Consider the following 24,723-nt stretch of genomic DNA (forward strand, 5'->3'; position numbering starts at 1 on the left):
TATGGTTGCGTCCCGCGCTCCCCAGCGCAGGGCGCATGCCGCCGGACAGACCTACAGCACCGTTCCCTCTCGTCCTCCGGCTGGGCGTAGCCGTCCTTGCCTGCGTAGCGCTCGCGGAGGCGCTCTACCGGTTGCAGGGAGATGGGTTCGTCGGGGCCGGTCCTGGCGGACGTGTGATCGCATTCGCCGCCGCCCCCGTAATCCGACGGTACGAGCCGATCCGCGCGTGGATCGTCGCGCACCCGAGGCTCGCCGTTTTCACGGCGATCGCAACCGCCACGGTTCTGACTCTTCTTGCACGTCAACTGCTGCTGTTCTGGCGAAACGAGGTGGTCGCGCGCATCGCAGGAACGCACTTCGAGCCCACAAGCCTCGAGCTCCCGTCCGCCGAATTCGACCTCGTGAACGAGTTGCGCGCGCGCCCACCGGGAACGACCTTCGTCGGCAAGTCACCTCGACGGCACTGGGGACGCTGGCGTTGGACGCCCGTCTACCTGACAGAGCAGCAACGCGATTCGCACCGGCACGTCATCGGAAAGACGGGAAGCGGCAAGAGCCACGGCGTCATCTGGCCGCAGGTGCTGCAGGACGTTCTCGCAGGTAAGGGCTGCGTCGTGATGTCCGGGAAGGGCAGCGACGAGGAGATCGCGATCATCAAGGCGATCGCGAGCGCGGCGGGGCGGGAGCAGGACCTACGCGTGTTCGCGCTCCCGGCCTGGAACCAGCCGCACCTGTTCACGCATTCGTACAACATGGTGCACGTCGAGCCCCGGACACCCGACGACCCCGGAGGCGACCCGGTGGTCACCGCCGAGCGCGTCTTCTCCGTCCTGCCGCTGGGCGACAACGCCTACTACAACACCCAGGCGCAGATCTTCTTCACGAACCTGTGCACGCTGCTGCACGGCATGGTCGATCGCGAAGGGCGCGGCCTTCCCTTCACGATCCGCGACATCGGCGTCTGCCTCAAGGGCGTGGGCGACGACGGCTGCTGGAACCGGGCGCTCTCGTGGTGCCTCGAAACCTCGAAGGAGCGCAGCGCTGCGAAGGAGATCAAGTCGCACATCGTTCGGCTCGGGCGCGACATCCACAAGGCGCTCTCGGGGCTGGTGGGTGTCGTAGACAAGTTCCAGGCGTCGCAGGTGAACGCGTACGACCCCGACATCGTAATGCGGGATGTCCTCGAGAAGGACCAGATCGTCTACATCCAGCTCCCCTCTAACCTCTTCAAGCTGCAGGCGCCCGCGCTCGGCAAGGTGTTCCTCATCGACGTTCAGCAGCAGGGCTCGCTGCGCCAGGTGCACCGCGCGACCCGCAACCAGCGGGCGTTCAGCGTGGTCGTCGACGAGTTCGCTCGCTTCGCTGACAAGTCCGTGGTCGACAGCCTCAACCAGCTCCGCGACGCGCACGTTCAGTTCACGCTCGCGCACCAGAGCGTCGCGGATCTCGAGATCGTGAGCCGCGAGTTCGCCACGGCCGTTTGGGACAACACGCGCTGCAAGGACATCCTCAAGCAGGACAACCCCGCCCTCTGCGAGCTCGTGAGCAAGTCGATCGGGACCGTGCAGGAGGTGCAGAAGACGGTGCGAACGGAGAAGGGCCCACTTCTGACCGCGCTCGCGACGCGAGAAGCGTCCACGCGCCTCGTGGAGTCGTACAAGCTCCACCCGAACGCCATCAAGAATCTCGCCCGCGCAGGCCAGGGGTACGTCTTCACCGACGAGGGGCTTCGGCCAGTCTGTTACGGGATGCTCCCGGAGAACTTCCGCGCCACCTACTCGCTCGCGCGCAAGGATCAGTCGGGCGCGCGTGGTCTCAAGCTGTACGAGAGGTTCGTGCTCGGGTCCGCGGAGGTCCGTCTCGAGGATGAATCTGCCCCCTCGGGCGTCGGCACGCTGGCTGTGAACGGGAGGGCGACATGATCGCCGAGTCGGTCATCGACGATATCCGGGCACGGCTGGACGCGGTGGCCGTGATCGGTCGCCACACCAAGCTGCGCAAGAGTGGCTCGAGCTTCGTTGGAGCATGCCCGTTCCACGCTGAGAAGAACCCGAGCTTCCGCGTGTATGCGGAGAAGAAGCGTTTCCGCTGCTACGGGTGCGGGGCACACGGCGACGTCTTCGAGTTCCTCCAGAAGCTGCACGGGAAGGAGTTCCCGGTCGTCGTTCGGGAGCTCGCCGTCGAGGTGGGCATCGCGGTGCCCGAGAGGAAGGCGCCCGCGCACCTCGAGTCTCTTCGTCAAGAGAAGGCGGGCGCGCTCGCCGCATGCGAGGCCTCGGCGACGCACTGGATCGCGCACCTGTGGGCTGCCGCAGGCGACGACGCCCGCCGTCACCTGAATGCTCGCGGCGTGAACGAGGCTACCGCGCGCGAGTTCAGACTCGGTGCGGCCGTGAAGGAGTGGCACGACCTGCATCGCGCCGTCGCCGGCAAGAACGGGCTATCGAACGCGGACCTCGACCGGGCAGGCCTCGTGCTCGACAAGGGGAAGGGGGTTTACGACCGATTCCGCGACCGGCTCATCTTCCCTGTGACAGATCTCGAGGGCCGCGTGATCGGGTTCGGTGGCCGAGCGCTCGGGCATGAGCCCGGGCCGAAGTACATCAACTCGCCCGAGACCCTCCTCTACAAGAAGTGCCGCGTCCTGTACGGCATCTCCCAGGCGAAGGACGCGATCCGCAAGGCAGGCGTGGCGATCCTCGTCGAGGGGTACTTTGACGTGCTGCTGCCGCACCAGGCCGGCATCCGGAACGTCGTGGGCGTATGCGGGACCGCGCTCACGCCGGAGCAACTCGAGCTGCTGAAGCGGTGCGACTGCCGCGAGCTCGTCATCCTCTTCGACGGCGACGCAGCGGGCAGCAGAGCGCCACCCCAGGTCGCGGCCGCGATCTTCCAGGCTGGGCTCTCGGCGCGCGTGGCACGACTTTCTGGTGATCCCGACGAGTACGTGCGCGCCCACGGACGCGCCGGATTCGAGGCGCTCATCGCCGCGGCGCCGGCGCTCACCGAGTACCTCATCGACCAGGCCATCCAGCGGCATACAGGCAGCGCGGCGGCCACCCACGCGTCGGTCGAGCAGAAGATCGCCATAGTCCGGATACTGACGCCGCATGCCTTCGCGCTGCCCGAAGGGCTCGCGCGCTCGGCGTTCGAGCGTCGGATCGCGCAGCGCCTGGCGCTGGACGTCGGCGCGCTTCGGGCGGAGGTGCAGCGGCTCGCGAGGTGAAGGGCATCCCCCTCGCTGCGGCCGGGTCGCCGCGCAGGAACCGTAGCGCGCGCAGGATGCGCTCGAAGGAGACGATGTGACCACTGCCCACCGCCCGCTTCTCGCTCCCGGGATCATCGAGCGCAAGATCCTCGTCCTCCGGCGCCACCGGGTCATCCTCGACGAGCAGCTCGCGCCCTTGTACGGGGTCGAGGTGAAGGTCCTGAACCAGGCGGTGAAGCGCAACCGGGAGCGCTTCCCCGAGGACTTCATGTTCCAGCTCACCGCGGAGGAGACCGCCCTTCTAAGGTCACAAAGTGTGACCTTAGACGCTGGCCACGGCCGCGGCGCCCATCGGAAGTACCGGCCCTACGCCTTCACCGAGCAGGGCGTCGCCATGCTGTCCAGCGTCCTCCGCAGCCCTCGCGCGGTGCAGGTGAACATCGAGATCATGAGGGCCTTCGTGCGCCTCCGGCGGATGCTCCAGGAGAACGCGGACCTCGCCCGGAAGCTCGCGGCGCTGGAGAAGAAGTACGACGCGCAGTTCAAAGTCGTGTTCGACGCCATTCGGGAGCTCATGGAGCCGCCGGTCCAGGCCTCTCGGCCGATCGGGTTCACGAAGAAGTCGGAGCCGTCATGACAGCGCACAGCATTCAGCCGAACTCGCCGCTGCGAGTCGCTCACCGGGCACCTCGTGCATCCTCGGGCACGACGTGCAGCTTCCCGCCAGCGTACCGTGCGTACGACTCCAGCACCGCCCTCACGTACCCTGGCGTCTCTCCGTTCTGTGGGATGGGGGCGAACAGCTCTCGCGGGCGAGCGTTGTATGCCGTGAGGGCGCTGATCACGTCGCCCCGGTAGTGCCGGAGCAGGACCGCGAGCAGCCGTACGCCGCCGAGGATGTTCTTCGCCGGGTCGAACAGCTCCTCGCGAGATACACCGACCTTCGCCGCCGTCGCGGGGAGGAGTTGCATGAGGCCGAGTGCTCCCGCTCGGGAGACGGCGCGCGGGTTCCATGAGCTCTCCCGCATGATGACCGCCTTCACCAGCGCGGCGGGGACATAATGCACGTCGTGCACGTCCTCGATCGCTGCGGCGATCTCGCGGTCGTACCGCGTGTCCGGCGGCGCTGAGCTTGCGACGACCAGCGCGAGCGTAAGTACTTCGAACTCGAGCATCTCCGAGATGCCTCGCGAGCCCTGCTACGGGATCCGCTCGAGTTCATCGAGATCGGGTGGCGGCGTCGGCGGAGGTACGTCGTCGGCCGCTAGCAGCGGTTCGTCGGCAGCGGCGGCGATCGCCTCGGAGGATGCCGCGAGTTCGGGGCGCGCCAGCGAGGACGGCGCATGGTGGGGGCCGTGATGCTCGCCTCCACCGAGGAACTGGACGAGCTCGGCGACGACCTTCACACGCTGCCGGTCCTGTCCGCTCTGCTTGTCCTTCCAGCGGTCCGTCTTGAGCCGACCGGCCACGTAGACCTGGCGCCCCTTTGCGAGGTACTGCCGGCAGAGTTCGCCGTGCCGCCCCCACACCTCGATGTCGTGCCACTCGCGTTCCTCCGTGCGGTGGCCGGTTCGCTTGTCGATCCAGCTGCGGGAGGTTGCAAGACGAAGGATCGCGACGGTCTGGCCGCCGGCCTGTCGCATCTCGGGATCTCGGCCGAGGTTTCCGACGAGGATGACCTTGTTCACCATGCGGCGCCCTCCAGTTCATCCGATTGCCGCAACAGCGAGCGGTACTCGCGTGTCCGATCCGCGACCGTCCTTCATCGCACCGCACGGCTGGCGATAGGCGGAGGCGTCGCCCCCACCCCGGTGGCGGCCCCGCGTTGGGGCACGTTCCGCGGCGTTGGGTGCACCAGCTCGAGGAGCAGGAGGCCGAGAATGAACAAGAGGAGCCCGAGCAGCAGACGGCGCGGAAGACGGAGCAGCACCCCGACCACGCCAAACATGCTCTGGAACAGGAACACGCGACCCCTCCGTCTCAGGGTGAGTTCGCCATGTTCGCCATCTAGATGTCAAGAGGATGCTACGTGGCGACACCGCTGGGGGCCCCGTCGCGGGAGAGCACCGAGATCGCGTGGATCTCGTGCACGAACGAACCCCCTCGCGACGAGCCGCCTACTTCGCCGACTGGACCTGCCGGGCCAACTCGCGCAGCTTGGCTATGGCCGCGCGCATCTCGGCGTCATGGCAGGTGGGGCAGCCGCCAGCACCATAAGACTCCACCGCTCGGAGCCGTTCCTCGAGGACTGAGACGGCGTACTCCACGGTCTACCGGTCGAGCGGGGGCGGAGGAGGACGAGTCGTTCGCCGCATGCTGGGCGCAGTATCACGCGACCTGAACGTCTGTCCAGCTCCACATCCAGCCTCGCCGTGTCGAGCCGACGGCGAGGTACCACTTCACCTGGCATCGCAGGTGCGCGCCCAACACGGCCGCGGGGACCACGATGCGCGCAGGAGGACGTTCCTCCACCTCTTCGATTCACCGCGCTGCATTCGTAAGGAAGCGCGCTGAGGCGCAGGTACCGCATTTCGCCGCCCGCTCATGAGTCGCCCATATCCTAAGCCCCCGCGGATGCGGAGGTGCTTCGGCCCCCGACCTCAGACGACAGGATCGGCCCTGTCTCGCGATCGAAGTCGACGAATTCGTGGGCAACTACGCGGTTGCCGGTCGCATTCCCCCAACGCTGCATCTTCAGCTTGAGCAGGTCGCCGATGTTGCGGTCGGCCGTACTCACTATCACCTGCCGCTCCTGAGCGACTCGCTTCAGTACTTCGACGAAATTCAGGAACTTCACGTCGTCTAGGTGCTGAACCGGTTCGTCCAGCATGATGACGTTGAGGCGGCTCCAAGCTTGAAGGAGCGATACGCCCAGGAACAGCGAAAGCGCCAAGCACGTCAACTGGCCCGCCGAACTATACGGCTTCGGATCGACCCCTGCGGCGAGCCCCCGTTCACCGATACGGAGGGTTCCGTCGCGCAGGATTCTGACGATGTTGAGGTGCCTGTGAGGCGTGAGCAACGAGAGGATCTCGTTCACCGAGGCGTCGCTCTGATTGAGACGAGCTTCTGCAGCTCGTTGGACAGATGCCTCCATCGAATCACGTAGGGCGCCCAGACGTCCCCGGGCTTTGTCGAGCCGCGCCTGCGTCGCCGCTGCGTCGTCAACGATCCGTGTGAGACTTGCCAGCTCGATCTTGAGTCGCGGTAGCTCAGCAGTCCTGAGAAGGGATGACATCCGAGTAACGAGCCCCGAGCACGTTGCTGCGCGCTCCGATGTTGCGGTTGCCTCTGCCTCCTTGACCGCTACGTAGGCGTTGAGTGGCTCGGGCATTTCCTCCAGGGTGGCGCGATCGACTCCCATCTCGCGGGCCGCAGCCAAGAGTCCGATACCGGCGACTTGTAGCTCCTCGTTGGTGCGCTCAAGCCCCCTCAGCTCCGCATCGACCGCATCTCGCTCCTTCCGCGCTCGAGCGAGTTCGGTCGCGAGTCCATCCCGCGCATTCGCAGCGCGGCGCTGCGCAGCATCAGCCGCGGCAACGCGCTCTGCCGCTGTCCGGACATCCGCGGCGGCACGCGTGAGGTCCGCTTGCACGATGCGGTCGTCGGTGTCAATCGTTCCGATCGACGCAAGGCGATCCTCGAGCGAGCGTACCAGGCCGACCTGCCGAGCAAGGTCGCTCGACGCCTTTTCGAACTCGGACTCGGCTCGGCGACTCGCTTCTCCTGCACTCGACGCTTCGCGCTTGCGCCCGGTCAGCTCCGCTTCAGCGCGATCGCTTTCACCCTCGCCCAGCGGAGCGACGTCGCCGTACGTCGCTTGAGCAGAGGAAAGCTCCCTCTGCGCCCCCTCATGAAGCGCCGTTAGAGACTGCACACGAGCGCGCTGACGCTCCACATCGAACGTTGCCCTCTTGAGAGAATCCCTTGCACGCTCGTACTCACTGTCGAGCGTCTGAAGGCGAGCGATGTCGCCGACATGCCTCGACGTCCGCTCAAGAGCCCGAGTTATCGCCGAGTGCAACTCCTCAGGCGATGAGTATGCGTGTCCACACAGCAGACACTCGCACGCGTCCTGGCGCTGCAAGGTGGATAGCTCTCGAACTGCTGCAACGACGCGCTCGGCGATTGTTCCGAACTGCGCTGCGCGTTCGCGCTCCCGCGCAACGGCTGCAGCAAGTTCTGCTTCTACGCTCTTCTCCTGGTTCGCTCGTGCCAACGCGTGCTGAAGCGCGATCTTCGCTTCCTCAAGCTGCTCGCCACTGAGCGAAACTGCTGACCTCGCCTTCTCAAGCAGGGAATGGGCCCTGGCGCGCCTTTGCACTTCCTCCCACGCCGCTGCCGCGTCCGCGGCGCGTGCCCTTGCTTCGTCAAATCGATGAGCAAGTTCCGCCGCTCGCGCCTTCAGCTCCTGAGCCTTGTTCGTAACTTCGGGGAGCGCCGCGGAAACCTCAGCCATTTGTGACCGGGTTGCACGAGCCTCAGCATTCCTCTGGCTTGCTAGTTCGAGTTCGGCCCTCCGCGCCCTTAACGCCTCCGCGTTCGTCACCGCGAGTCGATGAGCTGCGCCGCATTCCAGCAACTCCTTCTCGGCGGCCTCCACCTTGAACACCTGCGCCGCGACTGCTGACTCAAGAGCGCCTCGACGCTCGACGTACGACTGCACTCCGAGCCAACACTGACTGGCCCTCGCAACGTGAGCGACAATCCGCTCCCGTAGAGAGCGCCCGCGAGTAATCTTTTCAACGGCGGCGCCGGCCGCCTGCGTCGCTTGCCGCCCAAGCTCCGAAAGACTCCCGACGACTTGCTCTATCGGCGCGGTCATCGCCCGATCCCCGAGAATCAGGCTGGCTTCGCGCCGAACTGGCTCTTCTTCAGTCAGCCTCTTGTGCTCGAGCTCCAGGATCTCAGCAGAGACTTCGCTGATGCGCTGTTGCGCCTCGTGACTGGCGCGCGCCGATTCGCGGGTCGACTCGTCCAGCTTCTGAAACACCTTCTTGATCCCTGTCCGTACGGTGTCGGCAAGCGGAACACCGGTCAGGGCCCGCAACAGGGTCGCTCGGTCCTCCGGATCGGATACCGCCAGTTCACGAAGCGTGTCTTGCGATAGATACGAAAGCCCTCTGAGCGCAGACAGCAGCGCCCGCGTGTCGTTGAATACCGAGGGATCCGTGACTAATTCCTTCGCGTCGTATTCGTCGCCGTTGAGACTCGCCCCACGTTCCGTTCGCGTGAGCGAGAACCCGTCACCGGTGAGCGTCACCTGTGGTGGCGCCGGCTTCCAAAGGTTCCTACACACCCCGTCGTGATCGGACCCGAGCCGAAACCCACGTCCGAACAGCGCCCAATCGATCGCATCGAACACCGTCGTCTTGCCGAGGCCGTTGCGGCCGAGCAACAACGTCACGCGGCCGAGCTCGAACGTTCGTTGATCGCGAAAGCCCCGGAAATCGGTGAGTTGCAGCTTCGAGGCAGTGATGCGCTCAGTTGGCATCGCCCGGCTCCCCGGACAGGATCCGGATCAACGCGTCGACTTCTTCTCGAGGCTGCCGTGGCTTTAGCAAGACCTCCAGTCCTCTTCGCAGTTCCGAATCTCCGGCACAGAACTGCGCGAGCGTGTCTTCTACGACGGTCGGCGAGGCCGCTCCCGGGTTCGCTTCCCGGCGTCCAATAGACTGCGCGAACAAGCTCGGCACGTCTTCATCCTCGGAGAACGCGAGCTTCCTGCTGCCACGCGTCTCTCTCTCGATGTGCCGCTTCACTGCGTCAGAAGTCCCCGTCGGTAGCTCGATCAGCAGCACTAGGCTCCACAGGTCCTCGCGACGCAACACGACCGGGGGGCTCCCGAGTCGATCGTACGCGTTGTCGACACGGCTCGCCCAGGTTTCAGGAGATGCGTTGATAGCACCCACAATCAGGTCCGCGGCGCGAGCCCACGCCGACGCTTCGTCCGAATGCAGAAACTCCGGCGTGTGTGGCTTGCATGCCAGTGCGACCATCTCCTCACACGTTCGCATTCGTACGCTCCTTTGGGATCCCAAGGTCGTCAAGGACCGTATTCGCCACAACCGATCTCCAGAAAGCAGCCCCGCACAAACGCAGGGGCTCAGGCATCTGGGCTATGGCTTGATCTACTTCTCCTCGAGGAGCGATCCGCGCGGCATCGATCCGTCCGATCGGCAGACTTGGAACAGCGCGAAGAACGACCGTCGGTCGGTGGCGCAAGAGCGGCTGCCCCCTGAAGTACGACTGCTCGAACGAATCTTCGCTCCCGGAGTGAGTCGCAATCAGTACCGGCGAGCCGCCAACCTTGGCGTTCCAGTATTCGCGACGTTTTCGGTCGAGCGAGACGCCGCCGTCCAGGGCTGCAAGAGCCAGCACCAGTTCAGCGATCTTGCCCGGCATCTCCTTGGCCTCATCGAACAGTGAGTCGAAGCTGATGCGGTGATCCCAGCAGGCGCAGCACGATGCAGCCTCCGGGTGATCCTCGTACGCGAGATGCTTCGGGTCCTCTCGCTGCACGAGCGCCTGGTCGAGAAACACTGATAGCCAGTTCGGCTTTCGAAGATCGTTCAGAATCGCCTGTGCAGCGCCGCTCAGCTTTGCACCGAGTTCCGGAGGAAGCGCCGCGTGGGCGAGCGCCTTCGGCTCGCCCCGTTTGAAGAGGTCCGCGACATGGAACCCGGGCCGCTGGTCTCTCACCAGAGCGGTGTCCTCAACCACATACGGGTGGACCGCTTCGACGAATCTCGATCGAATGGCGTCATCGGCGCCATAACCAGCCAGGTCCCTCGGGAGAATCGTGTGAATCCGGTGGGCGTCTACGTCGTACCTCGGGAGCGCAACCCTTGTGATGAAACGTCCCGGAACAGCGGCTTCCGTGCAGTAGTCCGCGCCATTGCAGAGCATGTGCTTGCTTGGAGGAAGCACATGAGTGTCCGCGAAGATTAGGCCCGATGCTCCGTACCGAAGTCGACTCCGTTCTCCAGGAGAGCAGTTCGCTGCGACGACTAGAGGCCTACCCTGCTCGAACAACGAGAGAAGACGCTCGTGGAATTTCGCGCTTCTTGGCTTGGGGTTGTGCTGAATCCAGAAGATTAGGTCCGGCTTCTCCGCGACCACTCGGCGTGCGAACCCATTCGGATCCCCGTCCTCGAGCCATTCAGAGCAAATGGTTACTGCGAACCGGAGCGGTACACCGTCGGTAGGCTTGCCCTCGAACACACGGAGACGCGTACCACCGACGAAGCAAGCGGCGGCGCGCTCGTCGTACGATGGCAGCCCCTTGGGCTGAATGAATACCTCGCTCTTGGTCGCCACAAGAGCGACGTTCGCGTACGCTCCCGGCCCCCACGGCTCTTTCCAGAATTCCGCGCTGGCTCCCGTGTTCTTTTCGAGGGCTTCGCACTCATCCTGCTTCAGGTGGCCGAGGCCAGCGATGACGAGCCGGTTATCCGGCAGTGACTTGAGCCCCTTCAAAATGTCGTCGACCCGGTTGGGGTCGACTGACAACTCTGGCACAACGAATACGACCGGCCGCTTCGCAGCCTCTTTCGCGTCACATTCGAACGCCCGACTCAGCACTTGCCAGGCACATCGCCCTGCTTTCGGACCGTACGGAGGGCCTCCGCCCAGCGCCTCAACTGCTGGCTGCGCAAGCCACAGCACGCCGGTCTCTCCCTTCGACCATGCAAATGTCAGTTTCTCTGTCATTCAGTGCCTGACGCGCCTCGTTGAGGATGCTTGACAACGACGATGTGCCCTGTCGCCGCGGAGCGGCAAGAAAGGATTCTACAACGGGCGAACCACGGCCGAACTCGTCGTATGGTACGCGCCAGCGCCGTCCCTTATCGAGCCACGTGAAGACGTAGGTCACGACCTCTGTTCATTCGAGCCCTCCGCCTTCCTGGCGGGACGAGTCACCTCGACATCCGTAACGCCGATGAGAAGTGTATGATCTCGTCCTCTCCCGGCGGCCCCTGGGCGCGCGCCGGGGCCGCTCGTCCGCTCGTTCATCGCCGCCAGCGCCCCGCCTCGACGAAGCTGTAGTAGCCGCCCGCCGCGACGATGACGTGGTCCCGGGCCAGCAGCCCGACCAGCTCGGCCGCGGCGCGGAGCCGCTCCGTCAGGTCCGCGTCATCAGGGGATGGGGCCGGGTCGGAACTTGGGTGGTTATGCACGAAGACGATGCCGTGCGCCGCCTCGCGGACCGCCGTCCGGAACACGTCGCGCGGGTTCACCGGACACTGGGTGAGCGACCCCTTCGCGACACGCTCCGTCCGGAGGAGCCTTCCGCGCACGTCGAGCAGGACCACGTGGAACTCCTCCACTGGCGCATGCGCGAGCGGGCGCATGAGCTCGTAAACGCTCTGGGGATCGAGGCACCGTTCCCCACGCCGCGGCGGCGCCCACGCGCCGCGTCGGCCGAGCTCGAACGCCGCGGCGAGCGCCACCGCCCGCGACTCTGCGAGCCCGAGGCGCCGAAGCTCGCCGACGCTGACCCAGGCGAGTTGCCGCACGCTCACGGCGGACAGGGTTCCCGCGCCGCATAGCGTGAGCAGGTCCGCGTCCGACAGGGCCCCGGGCCCGTCCATCAGCAACCGCTCCCTGACCTCGTTCTTGGCCATCCCGTTCTCCTCGGAGCCGGGCCTCTGACCGCGCCCGCTCACTCACCCCCGAGGCAGGGCGCACGCCCCGCTCTGCGCGTGGCAGCAGGACTTGGCCGCGGCGCTCATCGGCGTGCTCCGCGGCGGGAGCGACGATGGCGGGGCGTGTGCCCGGGCGAGGGCCGTGACGGACGCGGGGCGCCCAGCTTCACCGGGCGGCCCGTGGCTGGCGCGGTCCTCGCTTAGGAAGCGCGCGAAGCGCGCCCACGAAACCTCGCGCCGGCGGGGGCCGCCGGCGCACCGCGCTTGCTGCGGCGTCAGCCGCCTTTCCTCTTCTCGTCATGAGGGGGCACGGCGCCGTCCTGCGGCGTCGCGCGACCTCCTGCTCAGGCGCTCACGCCTGCGCCGCTGTCGCTTCGCGCCTGCGGATCGTCGGCGGCCGCGCGACGACCTTCGCGGGCGGCGGCGGGAGGTTCAGCGACGCGGGCACCGGGACCGGGGCTCCCTTCGGCCACCACCAGAGCTGCGCCACGGGATCCCAGCGCCACCCCGCCTGCTTCAGCTCGGTTCGGATGTTCGCCGGCGGCACCCGGTCGAACCGGAGGGCCGGCTGCCGCCCGCGGTGGCGGGTCTTCTCGACGTGCAGCTCCGGATTGGTCCGCTCCCGCTCCGCCTCCGCGACGAGCCGCAGCTCCAGGAGCGACGCTCCGCAGTAGGTGCAGCACTCCTCCTGCACGGTCTTGTCCGCTCCGTAGAGCGGCAGAATCGGCCGACCGTTGTAGTCGGTGTCGGAAGGCCCGAGCCCGGTCGTGGACCGGAGGCACGCGGGGCAGAACACCTCGTCGTTCGCGCTGTAACCGAGGATCGTGAAGGGCTTCATCGTGGCAGCTCCCTGTGTGTGGGGGCGGCACCGCGCCGCCTCGCCCAGGCATGGGCGGGGCGGTGCCGGCCCCGCGACGACGGGCGGCGGCGTTGCCGAAGCGGCGGGCGTGTCGCCGGGCGTGACGGCGAGCGCGCCTCTTGCGCTCGCTGGCGCGACCGGCGCTCCCGACGCCCGAGGCGCAGTTAGCCGCCGACCGGCGTCGCCCCCGGGAGCTGCCGCGGTGAAGCCCGGCGGCGGCGTGCGCGCTCGCGGTCGACCGCGGGCCCTCACGATCCCTTCGCGCGCTCCCCGGGCGCCCCCAAGGTGCCTGCAAGCCACACAGACGGGAACGGGGTCCCGTTGCTGAGCTTCCTGTGCAACTCGAGCGTGACGCTGGCGAGTCGCAGGATGTCCTCGGCGGCGATCTCTCGAGCGTAGGCGGCCGGCGGGCTCAGGACGCGACGCGCCAGGGTGAGCTGTTCCTCCAGGAGGCTTGTTGCGATTCGGCTCATGTCTCGGCTCCTCGTGCTGGACGCGGCACCGCGCCGCTCACGTGAGCGGCGGCGCGGTGCCGACAGCACGGGAGGCCATCGGCGCCGCCCGCGCGGGCGGCGCCGGGCGACTCACGCCTCCGCGGGCTCGTCGTCCTCGAACGCGCTGTAGCGCGCGAGGTGCAGCTCCGGCGGGTGATAGTCCCCGCAGAGCTCGCAGTGAACGATCTCGAGCTGCAGCTCTCCGAACTCCTCCTCGATCTCGTGCTGGAGCGCCGGGTTCGTCGGGATGAGGCTGTCCATGTGATTGCGTCTCCCTGTAGTGGGCAGCACCGCGCCGCCTCGCCCGGGACGGGCGGCGCGGTGCAGCCCACGAGCGCGCGAGGGTTCGCCCTGGCCGTCGCTCCGCCCTGCCGGCCCGTGATAGCGAGGCTGTTCGCGAGCTGGCGCGGGCCGTGCCCGGCGGAGCGGCGGCGGCAGTAAGGCGAGCCCTCGCGCGCGCCTCGGAGACGCGGTGGCCAGCCGCCGCCACACCCACCGCTACGCCGCGAACAGGGCGGTCGCGCTCGCGTCGTCGACGGTGGACAGGTCGGTGACGGCGTGGACCTCGTCGCACCACGGCAGGAGCCACTCGCGCTCGACCCCGATCCCGAGCCCCAGGATCGTGACGCCGAGCGCCGCTGCGCTCTCGCGCAGCCTTCCTGCCTCGCTCGCGTCCGAGCCGCCGTCCGTGATGAGCACGATGTCGGCGTTCCGAAGCGCACCCGGGTGCGTACGGATGATCTCCAGCCCTCGGTCGATCGCGGCGGCGATCTCCGTCCCGCCGCCGCACGAGACGAACAGACCCTCCTCGGGCAACGCGTCCGCGGGGTTCACGACGGCCTCGAACTTCACGCGGCTGTCGAACCCGAGTAGCGCATATGTGCGGCGCTCCTGTTGCGCTTGGTCGAGGAGCGCCAGCGCGACGGCAGTAGCCCAGACATCCCGCGGCCCGTCCATGGAGCCGCTCTTGTCGAGCAGCACCACGAGCGGGCCCTTACCAAGGGACGCCGTGCCCTCGAGCCGGTACTGGAGCGCCTGGCGCTCGAGGACGGCGCGCATGAAGTCGAGCCGCAGGAGGCGGTGCGTGAGCTTCGCCAGCTCCACTGGCAGGGCGCGGCCGAGGTCCGCGCCCTGCTCGACGTCGGTGACCTCGTCGGCGCCGTGCTTCACGCGCTGGCGTCGCTTGCTCGCCGCGATGCGCTTGAAGCGCCCGGCGAGAGCCGCGATGCGCCGGAGGCGCTCGTCGAGCTTGAGCCGGGCCGCGAGCGGCCTCACAGCAGCGTGCTCATGCGGCGTGCCTTCGTGAGTCCCGGTGCCCGGCATGTGCCCGCCCTGGAACGCCACGTACGCGAGCCCGTCGATGGCGTCGCGCAGGTTCTCCACGACGCGCGCGGCGACCGCGCAGGCGGCCGCGAGCGGCCGCCGCAGCGGATCGTTGCCGACGACGCCCGGCGGAGCCGGCGGCACCGGCTCCTCCGGCGGGGGCAGGTTCAGCTCGCGGAGGAGCACCTCGACCGCGGCGGCGGACGCTGCGGCATCGCCGCGGCATTCCGCGGCGAGCCGCGCGAAGGCCGGCAGCTGGTCGCAAGTGGCGTGGACCCGCTCCGCCCACGCGCGGAGCGCGGGGTTCGTCCGGCTCGGCGGGATCCGCTCCCCCTCCCCCGTATAGAGCCGCTCGAAGAGCTCGTCCTCGAGCCGAAGCTGTGCGCTGTCGCGCTCGTTGGCGCGCGCGAGCTGACGGTGCTCGCGATGGAGCATCAGGTGCCATCGCGAAATGTCGAAGAGAAGTCGCTTCATGTCAGCCTCCGTTCGTGCCGTGCGGCCCGTCGCGGCCGCCCGGAAGGGCGGCGGCCGCGCACGGGCCGAACGCGTCAGCGGGCTCCGCCCAGGCCGAGGCCGGCGCTCACCGCCCGCGCGAGCTCGTAGTGGAGCTGCGCGATCTCCTGGTCGGCGTCGCCGAGCGCCTGCTTCGCACGTGGCCCGGCCCCGCTCGCGAGGTCCTTGAGCTTCACCTGCTGCGCCTTGAACTCCTCGAGCGCCTGCGCCGCCTGGGCGAGGTAGCTCTTCCGGTCCGTGTTGCGGAGCGCGGCGACGCGCGCGGCGGTCTCGCGGGCGGCGTCGAGGACCTCGGCCGCCTTCGCGCTCACCGGGTCCGCGAGCTGCCCGACGATGTGCGCGACCTTCGAGTACTCCTTCGGCTCACGCCAGAGCGCGTGCGTGAGGACGAGGAGGTCCTCCGGTGTGGTGGCCGCCTGGCCGGCGAGGTACGCGGTCGCCTGGACGACCTTGAGCGTCTTCTTCCAGCGCCGGTCGGACGCGACGATCCCCTCGGCGCGGCAGCTGTCCCGGATCGCAATGAGCGCCTGGACCGTCTCGTCCGTCACCTTCACTTGCGCCACGTCCGCCTGCGCCAGGCGAAGTTGCGCCATCGAAAGCGCTGCGGAGCACGCCGGCTCCGGGGCTAGCAGCACCGACCGGAAGCTGCTCGGGCGCAGGAGGTACTGGACGTCGAATCGGAGCAGGAACCGGTCGAAAAGCGCCTCCAGCTCCTTCCCGTCGGGCAGCTCGTTCGACGCGCCGAAGAGCGCGACGAGCGGCATCTGCGTCGGCGTCCCGTCATTGTGGAAGAGCCGCTCGTTCATCGCGGTGAGGAGCGAGTTCAGGATCGCCGAGTTCGCCTTGAAGACCTCGTCCACGAACGCGAACTCGGCCTCGGGGAGCTTCCCGGCGGTGACGCGCTGGTACCGGTCGTGCTCGAGCGCCTTCAGGCTGATCGGCCCGAACAGCTCCTCCGGCGTCGAGAACTTGGTGAGGAGCCGCTCGAAGTACGTCCCTCCGAACGCCTGCGCGATGGCGCGGACGAGCGCGCTCTTCGCGGTGCCCGGAGGGCCGAGCAGGAGGACGTGCTCGCCGGCGAGCACGGCCGCGAGCCCGCCGTCGATGGCGTCCCGGCGCTCGGGGAAGCGGGTCATAAGGTCGCTGCGGAGCTGCTGCAGATGCGTATGCGCGGTGGTCGTCATGGTCTTTCCTCGCGCGCCGATCAGGCGGCCTTCGTCTGGAGCATCCCCTCCACCTGGAGGGTCAGCTTGTTGAGCGCGGTCTCGAGGTCCTGGACCTGCACCTGCAGGACCGTGTGGTAGAGCCGGGCCTTCGCGCGGAGGCCCTCGAACGTCTCGAGCCGCCGCGCCAGCGTCGACGCGCGCTCCGGCGGATCCGAGAGGAAGCCCTCGATTTCGGCGCGGAGCGCCGTGATCTCCTCGTCGATGGACGCCCGCGCCGCGTCGCCGAGGGCGGCGGTCGCCTCGGGCGAGGCGTGGATGGGAACCACGTCGAGGCGGGAAGCGCCGATGTTCGACACCGCATCGCGCAGGCGACGGAGCGTGTCCGCGTACGGCGCCGGCACCCAGTAAACGCCGCCGTGATCGCGCAGCGTCACAGCGGCGCACGAATTGAGCGTCTTCACGAGCGCACGCCGGACGTCGTCCGGCGTGTGCGTGTTGAGCAGTCGGTCGTAGGCGGCGGACACCGCGACGACGAGATCGTGCCCGGGTCGGTCGGACGCGAGCTTCGCCGGCCGCGCACGGTCGAGCCGGATCCGCGCGGCCTGCGCGAGCGAGACGTTCCCGGCGCCGTCCCGGGTCTCGGCGACGACGGCGAAGACGATCTCGTCGTCGTCCTCCTTTCCGAGGCGGAGGAGGTGGTCGTGCTGCCCGACCTGCGCCTCGCGGACCGCGGTCCGGAGCGCCTTCTCGGGCGTCGGCGGCTCGGGCAGGAGGTTCGAGGCGAGCCCGGCGTTGCTCCAGACGGTCTCGAGAACGCTGCGCGTGATCCTCGCGTCGGCGAGGGTCCACCAGAGGAGATCGCCGACGTGCTTCCCGCCGGTGAGTGTGTAGGAACGGATGAGCTCTACGGACATGTTGGCCTCCCTGTTCGGAGTGAGGAGGCGGCACCGCGCCGCCCCGCTTGAGCCGGGCGGCGCGGTGACGACCTCGCACCGGGGCGGGCGCGCAGCTGGAGGTGAAAAACCCCCGGGGCGTGAGCCCCGGGGGGCGGTGAGCCCGACGCCACAGGGACGGCGGCGGGCTTTCCTGCGTCCTGGCGTGACCGCCCGGACGCCGTCAGTTGACGGACGTGGGCTTCTTCGGCTTCCGCGCGCCGCGCCCGGCACGGCGCTGCGCCACCTGCTCGGCGGTCGTCTTCTCCACGGCCGCGATGTCGATGCCGTAAGCGGCCGCGGCGGCGGTGAGCCGATCCGAGTACTTCGACGACCAGGCGAAGTACGCCCCGCGGCCGATCGCGAGCTCGAGGACGAGCGCGCGGAGCGCCGCACCCTGCAGACCGCTCGCGTGCGCGGAGAGCACCGCCTCGGGCGTCGCGCCCTTCTCCCGCTCGATCCCGCGCCGCTTCACCGCGTCCGCCACCGCGTCGTGGTAGCCGCCGTGGGTCATCGCGTCGAACACGAGAGTCGCGAACGTCGAATCATCGGCGGGCCGCGCCTCCGCGGCCGCGACAATCGCCGAGAGGATGTTCGCGATGGTCGCACGCCGCAGCTCCGCCGCCGCCCGCGCTGCGGCCGGATCGGGAGGTGGGCGGCTCGCCTCCGCACGCTCCTCGCCTGTCTCGCCCAGGTCGTCGGCGCCAGCATCGGCGGAATCGCCGGCGTCCTTACGCCGCACGAACTCGACCCCCGCCGCGGCGAGCGCGGCCACGCCGTCGGCCTTCGCGACGAGGGCGTGCGGCGTCCCGGCGGCGTCGGTCGCGAGCGTCGGGCTCGGGCAGACGTCGCCCAGGAGCAGCCGCCACGTCCGGCGCTCCGGGTCCTCGAAGCACGTAGCGTCGAGGTCCACGTACTTGCTGTTCCACGGGAGCTGCCGGCCGCCTTGGTAGAGCGCGTTCGACTGCTGCTCCGTAAGAACCGTACCGCCCTTCGCGCGGACCTCGCCTGCGAGCTTCTCGCCGTGCGCGGCGACCTTCTTGCGGAAGCACACGATGTCCGTGCAGGTGTCCGCGGCGGGCGCGTCCGTGAACAGGCCCGGCTGGTTCCCGCTTCGCTTCGGGCACTTGGCGCACGCCCCCGCCTCCGGGAGGAGCTTCGGGTCGTCCAGGCCGAACGGCGCGCGGTCGAGCCGCGTCAGGTAGCGCTGCTCCAGAAAGTGCGCGAGGTCGTTGGCGGGGAAGGGCTCGCCCTCCTCGGCGTCCTGGAACTCCTCGCGCACCTCCCGGAGCGCCTCGTCCTGCAGGGCCGACGGCACCGCGCGCGCCACCAGGAACGCGGTCGTGGTCGTGAGCTCGCCCTTCCAGAACGCCTCGCGCATCGAGGGCACCAGAGCTGTGAGCTTGAGCCGCGCGTACACGTACTGCGCCGACCGACCGACGAGCTTCGCGAGGGTGTCGGCGGTGTGGAGCGGCCGCCCGCGGCCATCCTTCATCGCGAGCAGCGCCTCGTACGCCTCCGCCTCTTCGAGCGGGTGCGGGTCCTCCCGGCACGCGTTCTCCACGATGCGGAGCTCGTGCGCCTCCTCGTCGGTGAGGTCCTCGACCGTGGCCGGGAGCTCCTTCAGTCCGACCTGTTTCGCGGCCCGGTACCGCCGCTCGCCGTAAACGATCTCGAACCGGGAGCCCTTCGGCCGGATCTTGATCGGCTGCTGGACGCCGTGCTCGCGAACCGACGCGACCAGCTCGTCGATGTTCCGAGCGCTCCGGTTGAGCGGCGACGGGTCGATGTCGTCGATCGCTATGAGCCGCACGATCTGCGGCTCGGGGCTCGCCGGCCGCGGCTTGGGGCCGGCCTTCTTCTTGTTCGCAGTGGCACTCGCCTTCACGGGCGACCTCCTGTGGTGGGCGGCACCGCGCCGCCTCGTCCAGAGGGCGGCGCGGTGGCGCCCGCCGTCGCCTCACGCTGCGCGCCAGAGTTGGTTCTTGGGCTCGATCTCGACCGGGCCTGGCCAACGGTTCATTCCCGATTCCCCAGGCGGACCGCGCGCGATGCCGACGCTTCTGTCGGCGAGCGTGCGTGGTCCCGCCTCGGTGCCGCCTGCCGTCGATCGCTCGGCCAATGCTGCCCGGTCCTCAAGCGGACCGCGCGCGATGCCGACGCCTCTTGTCGGCGAGCCGGCGTGGTCCCGCCTTCGCTCGCCTGCCGTAGATTCGCCCGCCCGTCCTGCCCGGTCCTCAGGCGGACCGCGCGCGATGCCGACGCCTCTGTCGGCGAGCCGGAGCGGTCCCGCCTCGGCGGCCGCGCGCCGTCGATCGCCCGCCCCTTCCGCCCGTTCCTCAGGCGGACCGCGCGCGATGCCGATGCCTCTGTCGGCGAGCCAGCGTGGTCCCGCCTCGGCGCCGCCCGCCGTCGATCGCCCACGCCGGTCCCTACCGGTCCTCAGGCGGACCGCGCGCGATGCCGACGCCTCTGTCGGCGAGCCGGCGCGGTCCCGCCTCGGCGGCTGCGCGCCGTCGATCGCCCGCCTCTTCCGCCCGTTTCCTCAGGCGGACCGCGCGCGATGCCGACGCCTCTGTCGGCGAGCCAGCGTGGTCCCGCCTCGGCGCCCCTCGCCTTCGATCGCCGGCCGGTTCTTGCCGGTCCTCAGGCGGACCGCGCGCATCGCCGAGGCCTCTGTCGGCGCGCGGGCGTGGTCCCGCCTCGGCGCCGCTCGCCTTCGATCGCCGGCCGGTCCTTGCCGGTCATCAGGCGGACCGCGCACGGCGCCGACGCTTCTGTCGGCGCGCCGGCGTGGTCCCGCCTCGGCGCCGCTCGCTTTCGATCACCGGCCGTCCCTGCCGGTCCTCAGGCGGACCGCGCGCGGCGCCGACGCTTCTGTCGGCGAGCCAGCGGGAGCCGCCGGCGCAACGCGCTTGCTCCCGCGTCAGCCCCGTTCCTAGTTCTATCGTCGGGATGTCTCGACAGGCGTACGCGGCTGGCGCCTCTCTGTCCCGGACCACTTCCTGCCCGAGCCCGCGGCCGCGCCCTGCATGAGCCATACGATAAACTCGCGAGTCTTCCGGACGGTGCTCTTCACCTCGACGCCGAGGTCCTTCGTACCGCCCCGCGCCTTGAGCTCGTCGAGAAGGACGTTGAACCCGTCCTTGAGGAGCTGCGCGTCGCCGAGCCTGACCCGCGGCCTCGGAGCCGGCGCGCCCTGGCCCGCTTCGTCAGGCTTCTGTGCCGTCACCCTTGCGTGCACCCGCGGTTTCGCTGGCGCCGGAGCCGGAGTCCATTCTGCAGGGAGGGCGGACGTCAGAAACTCCCGCGCCTGCTCGAACGTCATGACGTGCAGCGGAAAGTCGGGCGGATTTGCGTCCTTGCCGCGCGCCGCCTGGAGCGCTTCGAGCACGTGTACGCGCCGCCATTCCGAGTGGACAAGGAAGAGCAGCTCCGGACGATATCCGTCCGGGAACGCCGAGCGGTACGCGGTCGTCCGGGCCTCCGGGCCGATGGGAGCGGCCACAAAGAGCCCGTAGCGGCGCGCCTTCATCGTCGTCGCCCCGGTATTCATGGTGCTCGAGGGCGAGATCGTGTGCGTGCCCCGCTCCGCCTCGATGAAGATCCGGCGTTTCGCGAGCGGTAGCTCCACGATGGCATCCGGGCGCAGCAGGTTCGTCTTGAACTCCGCGTCGTCGTCGAGCGTCCGGAACGCGATCGGGCGGTCCGTGTCGCACAGCCACCGGAACGGCAGATCCCCCGGACTGACCGGGGCCCCTCGCGCGGTCGCCATGGCGACGAAGAGGTCGTTCAACCAGAGGTCGTGCTGGAGACTCGCGACCACGGCCGGCGCCGTCGAGTACGCCCGGAGGTAGGGGAGGAGCGGGGCGACGGCGTTGAACCCGTCGTTCGTCAGCGACCAGGCGGCCACCTTCGCGCGTTCTTGCCGCGCGCCGAAGAAGAAGTCCTGTCGAACGTAGCCAACCCCGCCTGGAAGCGCAGCGGCGAGCATCGCGAGACGCCGGTAGACGATCGTGATGTGGCGGCCGGGGAACGAGAGCGCGATGAGCTGGTCCGCCCTGAGGCGCCGCGCGATCGCAAGGAACCCGAGCACGTCGTAATCGCGCGGCATCAGCGCAACCGCTTCGACGCGCTCGCGGACGTCCACGCGGCTCGCTCCTGCCGCGGAGCGTTCTACGTCGAACGAGTAGCGCACCGGAGGTCCGTCGGCCTTGAGCCGTCGACGCACTGCGGCGACGATCTCACCGTCTTCGGCCGGCGCGGCATCCGCGCCGAGCACGAGCGACACGGTGAAGCGGGCGCTCGCGCTTGCCGATTTCGGGACGGAAGCGACCGCCGCCCGAACGGCGAGCTCCGCGACCTCATCCACGCCAAGCATCTCCAGTCCCTCCCTTCGCTTCCTCGGCCTTCAGTCAGATCGTCGTCCCCGGCTTCCACGAGACATCCATTCTCGAGTCCAGGCTCCTCTCGAGCTCACACCCGCCGCGCTCGCCATCGAGCGCCCGACGATTGTCACCGTCGCGTCCGTGCTCTTTTCGATCCACGCCACCACTACCAACCCCGCCACCCCGGCCCACCAACCACGTCACCACCACCAATCCCTAACCCCTTAACCCCTACCCCACCCTCATCCTCACCATCACTCTCCGTTTACCTACCTGCTCCCTGTCCTTGCCCCACCCCCCCCTTTTTCTCCTCTCCAACTCAGGTCCCAGTTTCCCGACCCCTCTCCCCAGTGGTTGGGGGAGAGGGGTCGGGAAACTGGGACCCGCACCGTTACTCGATTCGCGCTCGCCAACTGGGTGGGGCAAGGACAGCCATTTCCGCGACTTAGACTGGCTCAGGGTGCCGAACAGGGTGCCGAATTGGGTGCCAATGTAGGTGTCTAACCGACATGGCACCCTATTCGGCACCAGCTGTCAAGGTGCCTACAGGGTGCCTAATAGGTGCCTACTGGCACTCTCGCTCCACCGATTGTCGACGGTCAAGACTGACGTCACCGGTGACGTCACCGGTGACGTCAACTCTGCGTGGACGCCGGCGTTCGGCTGAAGACCCATCGTGCGCAGCTCTAGAGCACGCGGGCCGGCGCGTCGAAGGCCGCGCCCGCCCACGACCAATCGGCCCGAGGCTGCCCACGTGCGACGATCCTACCCCGCGGCGCACAGACACCCATGGCGGAGCGCAAGTCAGTCTAGTGCGCTATTGAACAGCTTTATGGCCTCTCTGATTGAAGAACTTCAGCGCGAAGCGCTGGACCCGAAGGCGTCGATCCCGGACCTGCTTCGGAAGGCGAAGGCGGTGGCGATGAAGCTGAAGGTGAGCGACGCCGCGGAATGGATCGAGCACGAGCTCAGCGGGTATCCCGCGGGCGCCGAGATCCCCAGCTACCGCGAGATCTCCGGGAAGCCGAGGTACTTCAACCCGTACCACGGGTGGGTGCCCCTCATCTTTGGAGATCCGGAGACGCAGGAGAAGGCGTCGAAGCGAAAGACGCGGCAGCCGATCAGCGAGATCATGGACATCTTGGCCCGGAGCGAGAAGGGCGGAGGCGCGATGTTCTCGTACCCGGCGGCCGTCGTGGCGGACCTCGGGAAGCACTTCGACCTGGAGGTCCCCGATGCTGGCATGGAAGTGAGCCTGCCCTCACTCGCGGGAATTCTCGACGAGGTGCGGACGCGGATTCTCGATTGGGCGATGAAGCTGGAGGCTGTCGGCGTTCGCGGGGACGGCATGTCCTTCTCGACGAAGGATCAGGAGAAGGCGGCTGGGGTCCACATCAACATCGGCTCCATCGGTTCGATGGTGGGCGCGATCGGTCCGATCGCCGCGGGGGCCACGGTGAACGTCACGGGCCAGGTGACGCAAGGCCAGATCGAGTTGCTCCTTTCTCTTGCGCGGCAGGTGCAGGCGCTCTCGGACAGGATGGACCTGTCCGTCGAGGCCGCGAAGGAGATGGTCGAGGCGGCCCGCGCGCTGGAAGAGGAAGCGAAGCGTTCACCGCCCGATGCGGGCAGGATCCGCTTGCTGCTGAACGGGATGAAGGGCGTCGCCTCCAACGCCCTCGGAAATCTCGTGAGCAGTGGGGTGCTGGAGATGATCCAGCGGATCAGTCTGTAAGCGATGCAGTGGTTTGTGTGCCGCGGAGAGAGCGATGCACGTCAGGGATGATCCGCGGCTCATGCGATTCCGCGACGGCTTCTGGTTCTCGCGCGAGATCCTTCAGCGCGAGCACGCGGAGCTAGAGACGCTTCGGCTGCAGCTGTATCCCAACTCGATGGGCGGTGCGGTCCATGCCGTCGCCACGGCTTGGCAGATCGTGGACGTAGTGCATCGCGTCCGGGACCTCGCCGAGGGGATGCCGGGCGTGAACAAGAAGGCCGGGTCCTGCACTCGCGCGTTCCTCGACGCGACGGCGATCGCGGAGCGGTTCAGGCATTACGTTCAGCACCTTCGCGGAGAGGTATCGAAGACCGAGGTCAACCGATTCCCGGTGTGGGGCTCGCTGAGCTGGGTCAGCGCGTCGGACGATCGGACGCTGCACACGACCTTCCTTGGAGTGATGCGTCCCGGCATCGAATTCCACGCCGGCGTGTTCGACGCACAGGGAAATCGCTGGGTGAGCCGAGTGTCACTCTCGATCGGTCACGTCCATTTCAACGTGGACCCGATCGTCGGCGAAACGACGGCATTTTGTGATCACATGCTGAGCGTCATCGACGAGTTGCAGCCTGGGTTGCCGTGCTTGGGAGTGCTGGAACCCTTCTCGACGCGATTCGAGATAGTCGACGGAGACTACCTAGAGGCGAAGCGAGCCCTCCCACGCGCCCTCCCGAGGGAGATGGTCGAAGCCTTCGAGAAGCGCGCCGCGACGGCCGGAACGACGCCCGGCGAACTACTGGACGAGGAGATGGAAGTGTGGCGAGCCGCGGGGACTCCAAGGGGCGATGTTCCACAGTCGGTCCATACCGCGTGCGCCGAACTGCCCCCGGGCACGTCCACTCTCGTTCGGATGGCTTACCACGCCGTCGCGTGGTCGCTCCGTGCGGACGCGGACGCGGCACAGTCCGAAGCCGCTGGACCGACGAGCGACGGTGATCACTAGCGGGCTGCCGCGCCCGCGATTCTACCGGCCCGGGCGGACACTCCGTGGGAGGCGGCGCGTACACCTAGAACGAGCCGCCGACTGTCGGACGCAGCGTGCATGATGCCGCCGTGCGACGCTGGAGTTCGCTCTACTGGAACGTGAGATTGTGGCTGATGAGGCGGTCTTGGTCGCTCATCTCGGCCATGGCGCTGCTGGCCGCGATGCTCGCCTTCGTTATCCTGTTCAACGAGCCGTCTTGGCTCACCGGGCTCAACCTCCTCGGCGAGGTCGTCGGCGGCTTGCTCTTCCTGCTCATCGGAGCTCACCTCGGGAGGAGGGTCGAGACCATCATCCTGAGGCGCGCTAGTGTCCTGAGTCGTAAGAAGCGTGACAGTTGGGCGCAATCGTGATCTACGGTCATGATGACGACCGGGATGAAGAACTCGCCTGTGCTCAAGCCCCTCGCGCTCACGGCGGAGGAGCGTGAGGC

Annotated in this window: 20 protein-coding genes; 6 read left to right on the top strand and 14 right to left on the bottom strand. The window is 68.2% G+C overall.

The genetic code is table 11. From position 1 onward, the window contains the following. Positions 1-35 precede the first annotated feature (35 nt). The 3 genes from MNY62_RS08150 (at position 36) to MNY62_RS08160 (ending at position 3,845) form a co-directional block, all read left to right on the top strand. A complete protein-coding gene (locus tag MNY62_RS08150; protein ID WP_242343648.1) occupies positions 36-1,922 on the top strand; it encodes a type IV secretory system conjugative DNA transfer family protein in 1,887 nt (628 codons plus the stop codon). Further along, positions 1,919-3,226 (top strand): DNA primase, encoded by a 1,308-nt coding sequence (gene dnaG / locus MNY62_RS08155; protein ID WP_242343649.1) that lies wholly within the window; start codon positions 1,919-1,921, stop codon positions 3,224-3,226. The genes MNY62_RS08150 and dnaG overlap by 4 nt, the downstream gene beginning before the upstream one ends. Positions 3,227-3,302: 76 nt before the next feature. After that, complete coding sequence (locus MNY62_RS08160) at positions 3,303-3,845, top strand: ORF6N domain-containing protein (RefSeq protein WP_242343650.1); 543 nt, start codon at positions 3,303-3,305, stop codon at positions 3,843-3,845. A gap of 40 nt (positions 3,846-3,885) precedes the next feature. On the opposite strand, the gene MNY62_RS08165 is transcribed toward MNY62_RS08160, so the two are convergent. From MNY62_RS08165 to MNY62_RS08230, 14 genes are all read right to left on the bottom strand, one after another. Next, complete coding sequence (locus tag MNY62_RS08165) at positions 3,886-4,383, bottom strand: lytic transglycosylase domain-containing protein (protein WP_242343651.1); 498 nt, start codon at positions 4,381-4,383, stop codon at positions 3,886-3,888. 24 nt (positions 4,384-4,407) lie between these two features. Continuing rightward, positions 4,408-4,899 (bottom strand): single-stranded DNA-binding protein, encoded by a 492-nt coding sequence (gene ssb, locus MNY62_RS08170; protein ID WP_242343652.1) that lies wholly within the window; start codon positions 4,897-4,899, stop codon positions 4,408-4,410. 869 nt (positions 4,900-5,768) lie between these two features. After that, positions 5,769-8,702, bottom strand: coding sequence for an AAA family ATPase (locus MNY62_RS08175; protein WP_279426341.1), 2,934 nt, complete (start codon positions 8,700-8,702; stop codon positions 5,769-5,771). Then, a complete protein-coding gene (locus MNY62_RS08180) occupies positions 8,692-9,225 on the bottom strand; it encodes a hypothetical protein (RefSeq protein WP_242343654.1) in 534 nt (177 codons plus the stop codon). Before MNY62_RS08180 ends, MNY62_RS08175 begins: the two co-directional genes overlap by 11 nt. Beyond that, positions 9,212-10,921, bottom strand: a complete 1,710-nt coding sequence (locus tag MNY62_RS08185; protein WP_242343655.1) for a hypothetical protein — start codon at positions 10,919-10,921, stop codon at positions 9,212-9,214. The genes MNY62_RS08180 and MNY62_RS08185 overlap by 14 nt, the downstream gene beginning before the upstream one ends. A gap of 299 nt (positions 10,922-11,220) precedes the next feature. Next, positions 11,221-11,835, bottom strand: a complete 615-nt coding sequence (locus tag MNY62_RS08190; protein WP_242343656.1) for a JAB domain-containing protein — start codon at positions 11,833-11,835, stop codon at positions 11,221-11,223. A gap of 373 nt (positions 11,836-12,208) precedes the next feature. Continuing rightward, a complete protein-coding gene (locus tag MNY62_RS08195; RefSeq protein ID WP_242343657.1) occupies positions 12,209-12,694 on the bottom strand; it encodes a hypothetical protein in 486 nt (161 codons plus the stop codon). Between the two features lie 269 nt (positions 12,695-12,963). Continuing rightward, the gene (locus tag MNY62_RS08200; protein ID WP_242343658.1) at positions 12,964-13,188 is read right to left on the bottom strand and encodes a hypothetical protein; all 225 of its coding nucleotides are present in this window, start codon (positions 13,186-13,188) and stop codon (positions 12,964-12,966) included. Positions 13,189-13,299: 111 nt separating this feature from the next. Beyond that, positions 13,300-13,470, bottom strand: coding sequence for a hypothetical protein (locus tag MNY62_RS08205; RefSeq protein WP_242343659.1), 171 nt, complete (start codon positions 13,468-13,470; stop codon positions 13,300-13,302). 237 nt (positions 13,471-13,707) lie between these two features. Next, positions 13,708-14,967 (bottom strand): vWA domain-containing protein, encoded by a 1,260-nt coding sequence (locus MNY62_RS08210; RefSeq protein WP_242343660.1) that lies wholly within the window; start codon positions 14,965-14,967, stop codon positions 13,708-13,710. 113 nt (positions 14,968-15,080) lie between these two features. After that, positions 15,081-16,229 (bottom strand): AAA family ATPase, encoded by a 1,149-nt coding sequence (locus MNY62_RS08215; RefSeq protein WP_242343661.1) that lies wholly within the window; start codon positions 16,227-16,229, stop codon positions 15,081-15,083. A gap of 20 nt (positions 16,230-16,249) precedes the next feature. After that, positions 16,250-17,125 carry a DUF6744 family protein gene (locus tag MNY62_RS08220; protein WP_242343662.1) on the bottom strand — a complete coding sequence of 292 codons (876 nt, stop codon included), beginning with the start codon at positions 17,123-17,125 and terminating at the stop codon, positions 16,250-16,252. A gap of 202 nt (positions 17,126-17,327) precedes the next feature. Continuing rightward, complete coding sequence (locus MNY62_RS08225) at positions 17,328-19,031, bottom strand: ParB/RepB/Spo0J family partition protein (RefSeq protein ID WP_242343664.1); 1,704 nt, start codon at positions 19,029-19,031, stop codon at positions 17,328-17,330. Positions 19,032-20,087: 1,056 nt separating this feature from the next. Further along, positions 20,088-21,257, bottom strand: coding sequence for a replication-relaxation family protein (locus MNY62_RS08230; RefSeq protein ID WP_242343666.1), 1,170 nt, complete (start codon positions 21,255-21,257; stop codon positions 20,088-20,090). A gap of 1,106 nt (positions 21,258-22,363) precedes the next feature. On the opposite strand from MNY62_RS08230, the gene MNY62_RS08235 reads away from it, so the two are divergent. The 3 genes from MNY62_RS08235 to MNY62_RS08245 all read left to right on the top strand — a co-directional run bounded on the left by MNY62_RS08235 (position 22,364) and on the right by MNY62_RS08245 (position 24,643). After that, entirely contained in the window at positions 22,364-23,266 is a 903-nt protein-coding gene (locus MNY62_RS08235; protein WP_242343667.1) for an AbiTii domain-containing protein, read from the top strand. A 61-nt stretch (positions 23,267-23,327) separates the two neighbouring features. Next, positions 23,328-24,251, top strand: a complete 924-nt coding sequence (locus tag MNY62_RS08240) for a hypothetical protein (RefSeq protein WP_242343669.1) — start codon at positions 23,328-23,330, stop codon at positions 24,249-24,251. A gap of 185 nt (positions 24,252-24,436) precedes the next feature. Next, entirely contained in the window at positions 24,437-24,643 is a 207-nt protein-coding gene (locus MNY62_RS08245) for a hypothetical protein (protein ID WP_242343671.1), read from the top strand. The last annotated feature ends 80 nt before the right edge of the window (positions 24,644-24,723 follow it).

Origin of the sequence: Anaeromyxobacter terrae (assembly GCF_022690685.1) — a bacterium.
GTDB classification, from domain to species: domain Bacteria; phylum Myxococcota; class Myxococcia; order Myxococcales; family Anaeromyxobacteraceae; genus Anaeromyxobacter; species Anaeromyxobacter terrae.

Excerpts from the sequence above, each read along its gene's own strand:
- MNY62_RS08200 (WP_242343658.1), bottom strand. The coding sequence starts at position 13,188 with ATGAGCCGAATCGCAACAAGCCTCCTGGAGGAACAGCTCACCCTGGCG.
- MNY62_RS08245 (WP_242343671.1), top strand. The coding sequence starts at position 24,437 with ATGGCGCTGCTGGCCGCGATGCTCGCCTTCGTTATCCTGTTCAACGAG.
- MNY62_RS08150 (WP_242343648.1), top strand. The coding sequence starts at position 36 with ATGCCGCCGGACAGACCTACAGCACCGTTCCCTCTCGTCCTCCGGCTG.
- MNY62_RS08235 (WP_242343667.1), top strand. The coding sequence starts at position 22,364 with ATGGCCTCTCTGATTGAAGAACTTCAGCGCGAAGCGCTGGACCCGAAG.
- MNY62_RS08195 (WP_242343657.1), bottom strand. The coding sequence starts at position 12,694 with ATGAAGCCCTTCACGATCCTCGGTTACAGCGCGAACGACGAGGTGTTC.
- dnaG (WP_242343649.1), top strand. The coding sequence starts at position 1,919 with ATGATCGCCGAGTCGGTCATCGACGATATCCGGGCACGGCTGGACGCG.
- MNY62_RS08205 (WP_242343659.1), bottom strand. The coding sequence starts at position 13,470 with ATGGACAGCCTCATCCCGACGAACCCGGCGCTCCAGCACGAGATCGAG.
- MNY62_RS08240 (WP_242343669.1), top strand. The coding sequence starts at position 23,328 with ATGCGATTCCGCGACGGCTTCTGGTTCTCGCGCGAGATCCTTCAGCGC.
- MNY62_RS08185 (WP_242343655.1), bottom strand. The coding sequence starts at position 10,921 with ATGACAGAGAAACTGACATTTGCATGGTCGAAGGGAGAGACCGGCGTG.
- ssb (WP_242343652.1), bottom strand. The coding sequence starts at position 4,899 with ATGGTGAACAAGGTCATCCTCGTCGGAAACCTCGGCCGAGATCCCGAG.
- MNY62_RS08220 (WP_242343662.1), bottom strand. The coding sequence starts at position 17,125 with ATGTCCGTAGAGCTCATCCGTTCCTACACACTCACCGGCGGGAAGCAC.
- MNY62_RS08230 (WP_242343666.1), bottom strand. The coding sequence starts at position 21,257 with ATGCCGCGCGATTACGACGTGCTCGGGTTCCTTGCGATCGCGCGGCGC.
- MNY62_RS08175 (WP_279426341.1), bottom strand. The coding sequence starts at position 8,702 with ATGCCAACTGAGCGCATCACTGCCTCGAAGCTGCAACTCACCGATTTC.
- MNY62_RS08215 (WP_242343661.1), bottom strand. The coding sequence starts at position 16,229 with ATGACGACCACCGCGCATACGCATCTGCAGCAGCTCCGCAGCGACCTT.
- MNY62_RS08210 (WP_242343660.1), bottom strand. The coding sequence starts at position 14,967 with ATGCTCCATCGCGAGCACCGTCAGCTCGCGCGCGCCAACGAGCGCGAC.
- MNY62_RS08190 (WP_242343656.1), bottom strand. The coding sequence starts at position 11,835 with ATGGCCAAGAACGAGGTCAGGGAGCGGTTGCTGATGGACGGGCCCGGG.
- MNY62_RS08180 (WP_242343654.1), bottom strand. The coding sequence starts at position 9,225 with ATGCGAACGTGTGAGGAGATGGTCGCACTGGCATGCAAGCCACACACG.
- MNY62_RS08165 (WP_242343651.1), bottom strand. The coding sequence starts at position 4,383 with ATGCTCGAGTTCGAAGTACTTACGCTCGCGCTGGTCGTCGCAAGCTCA.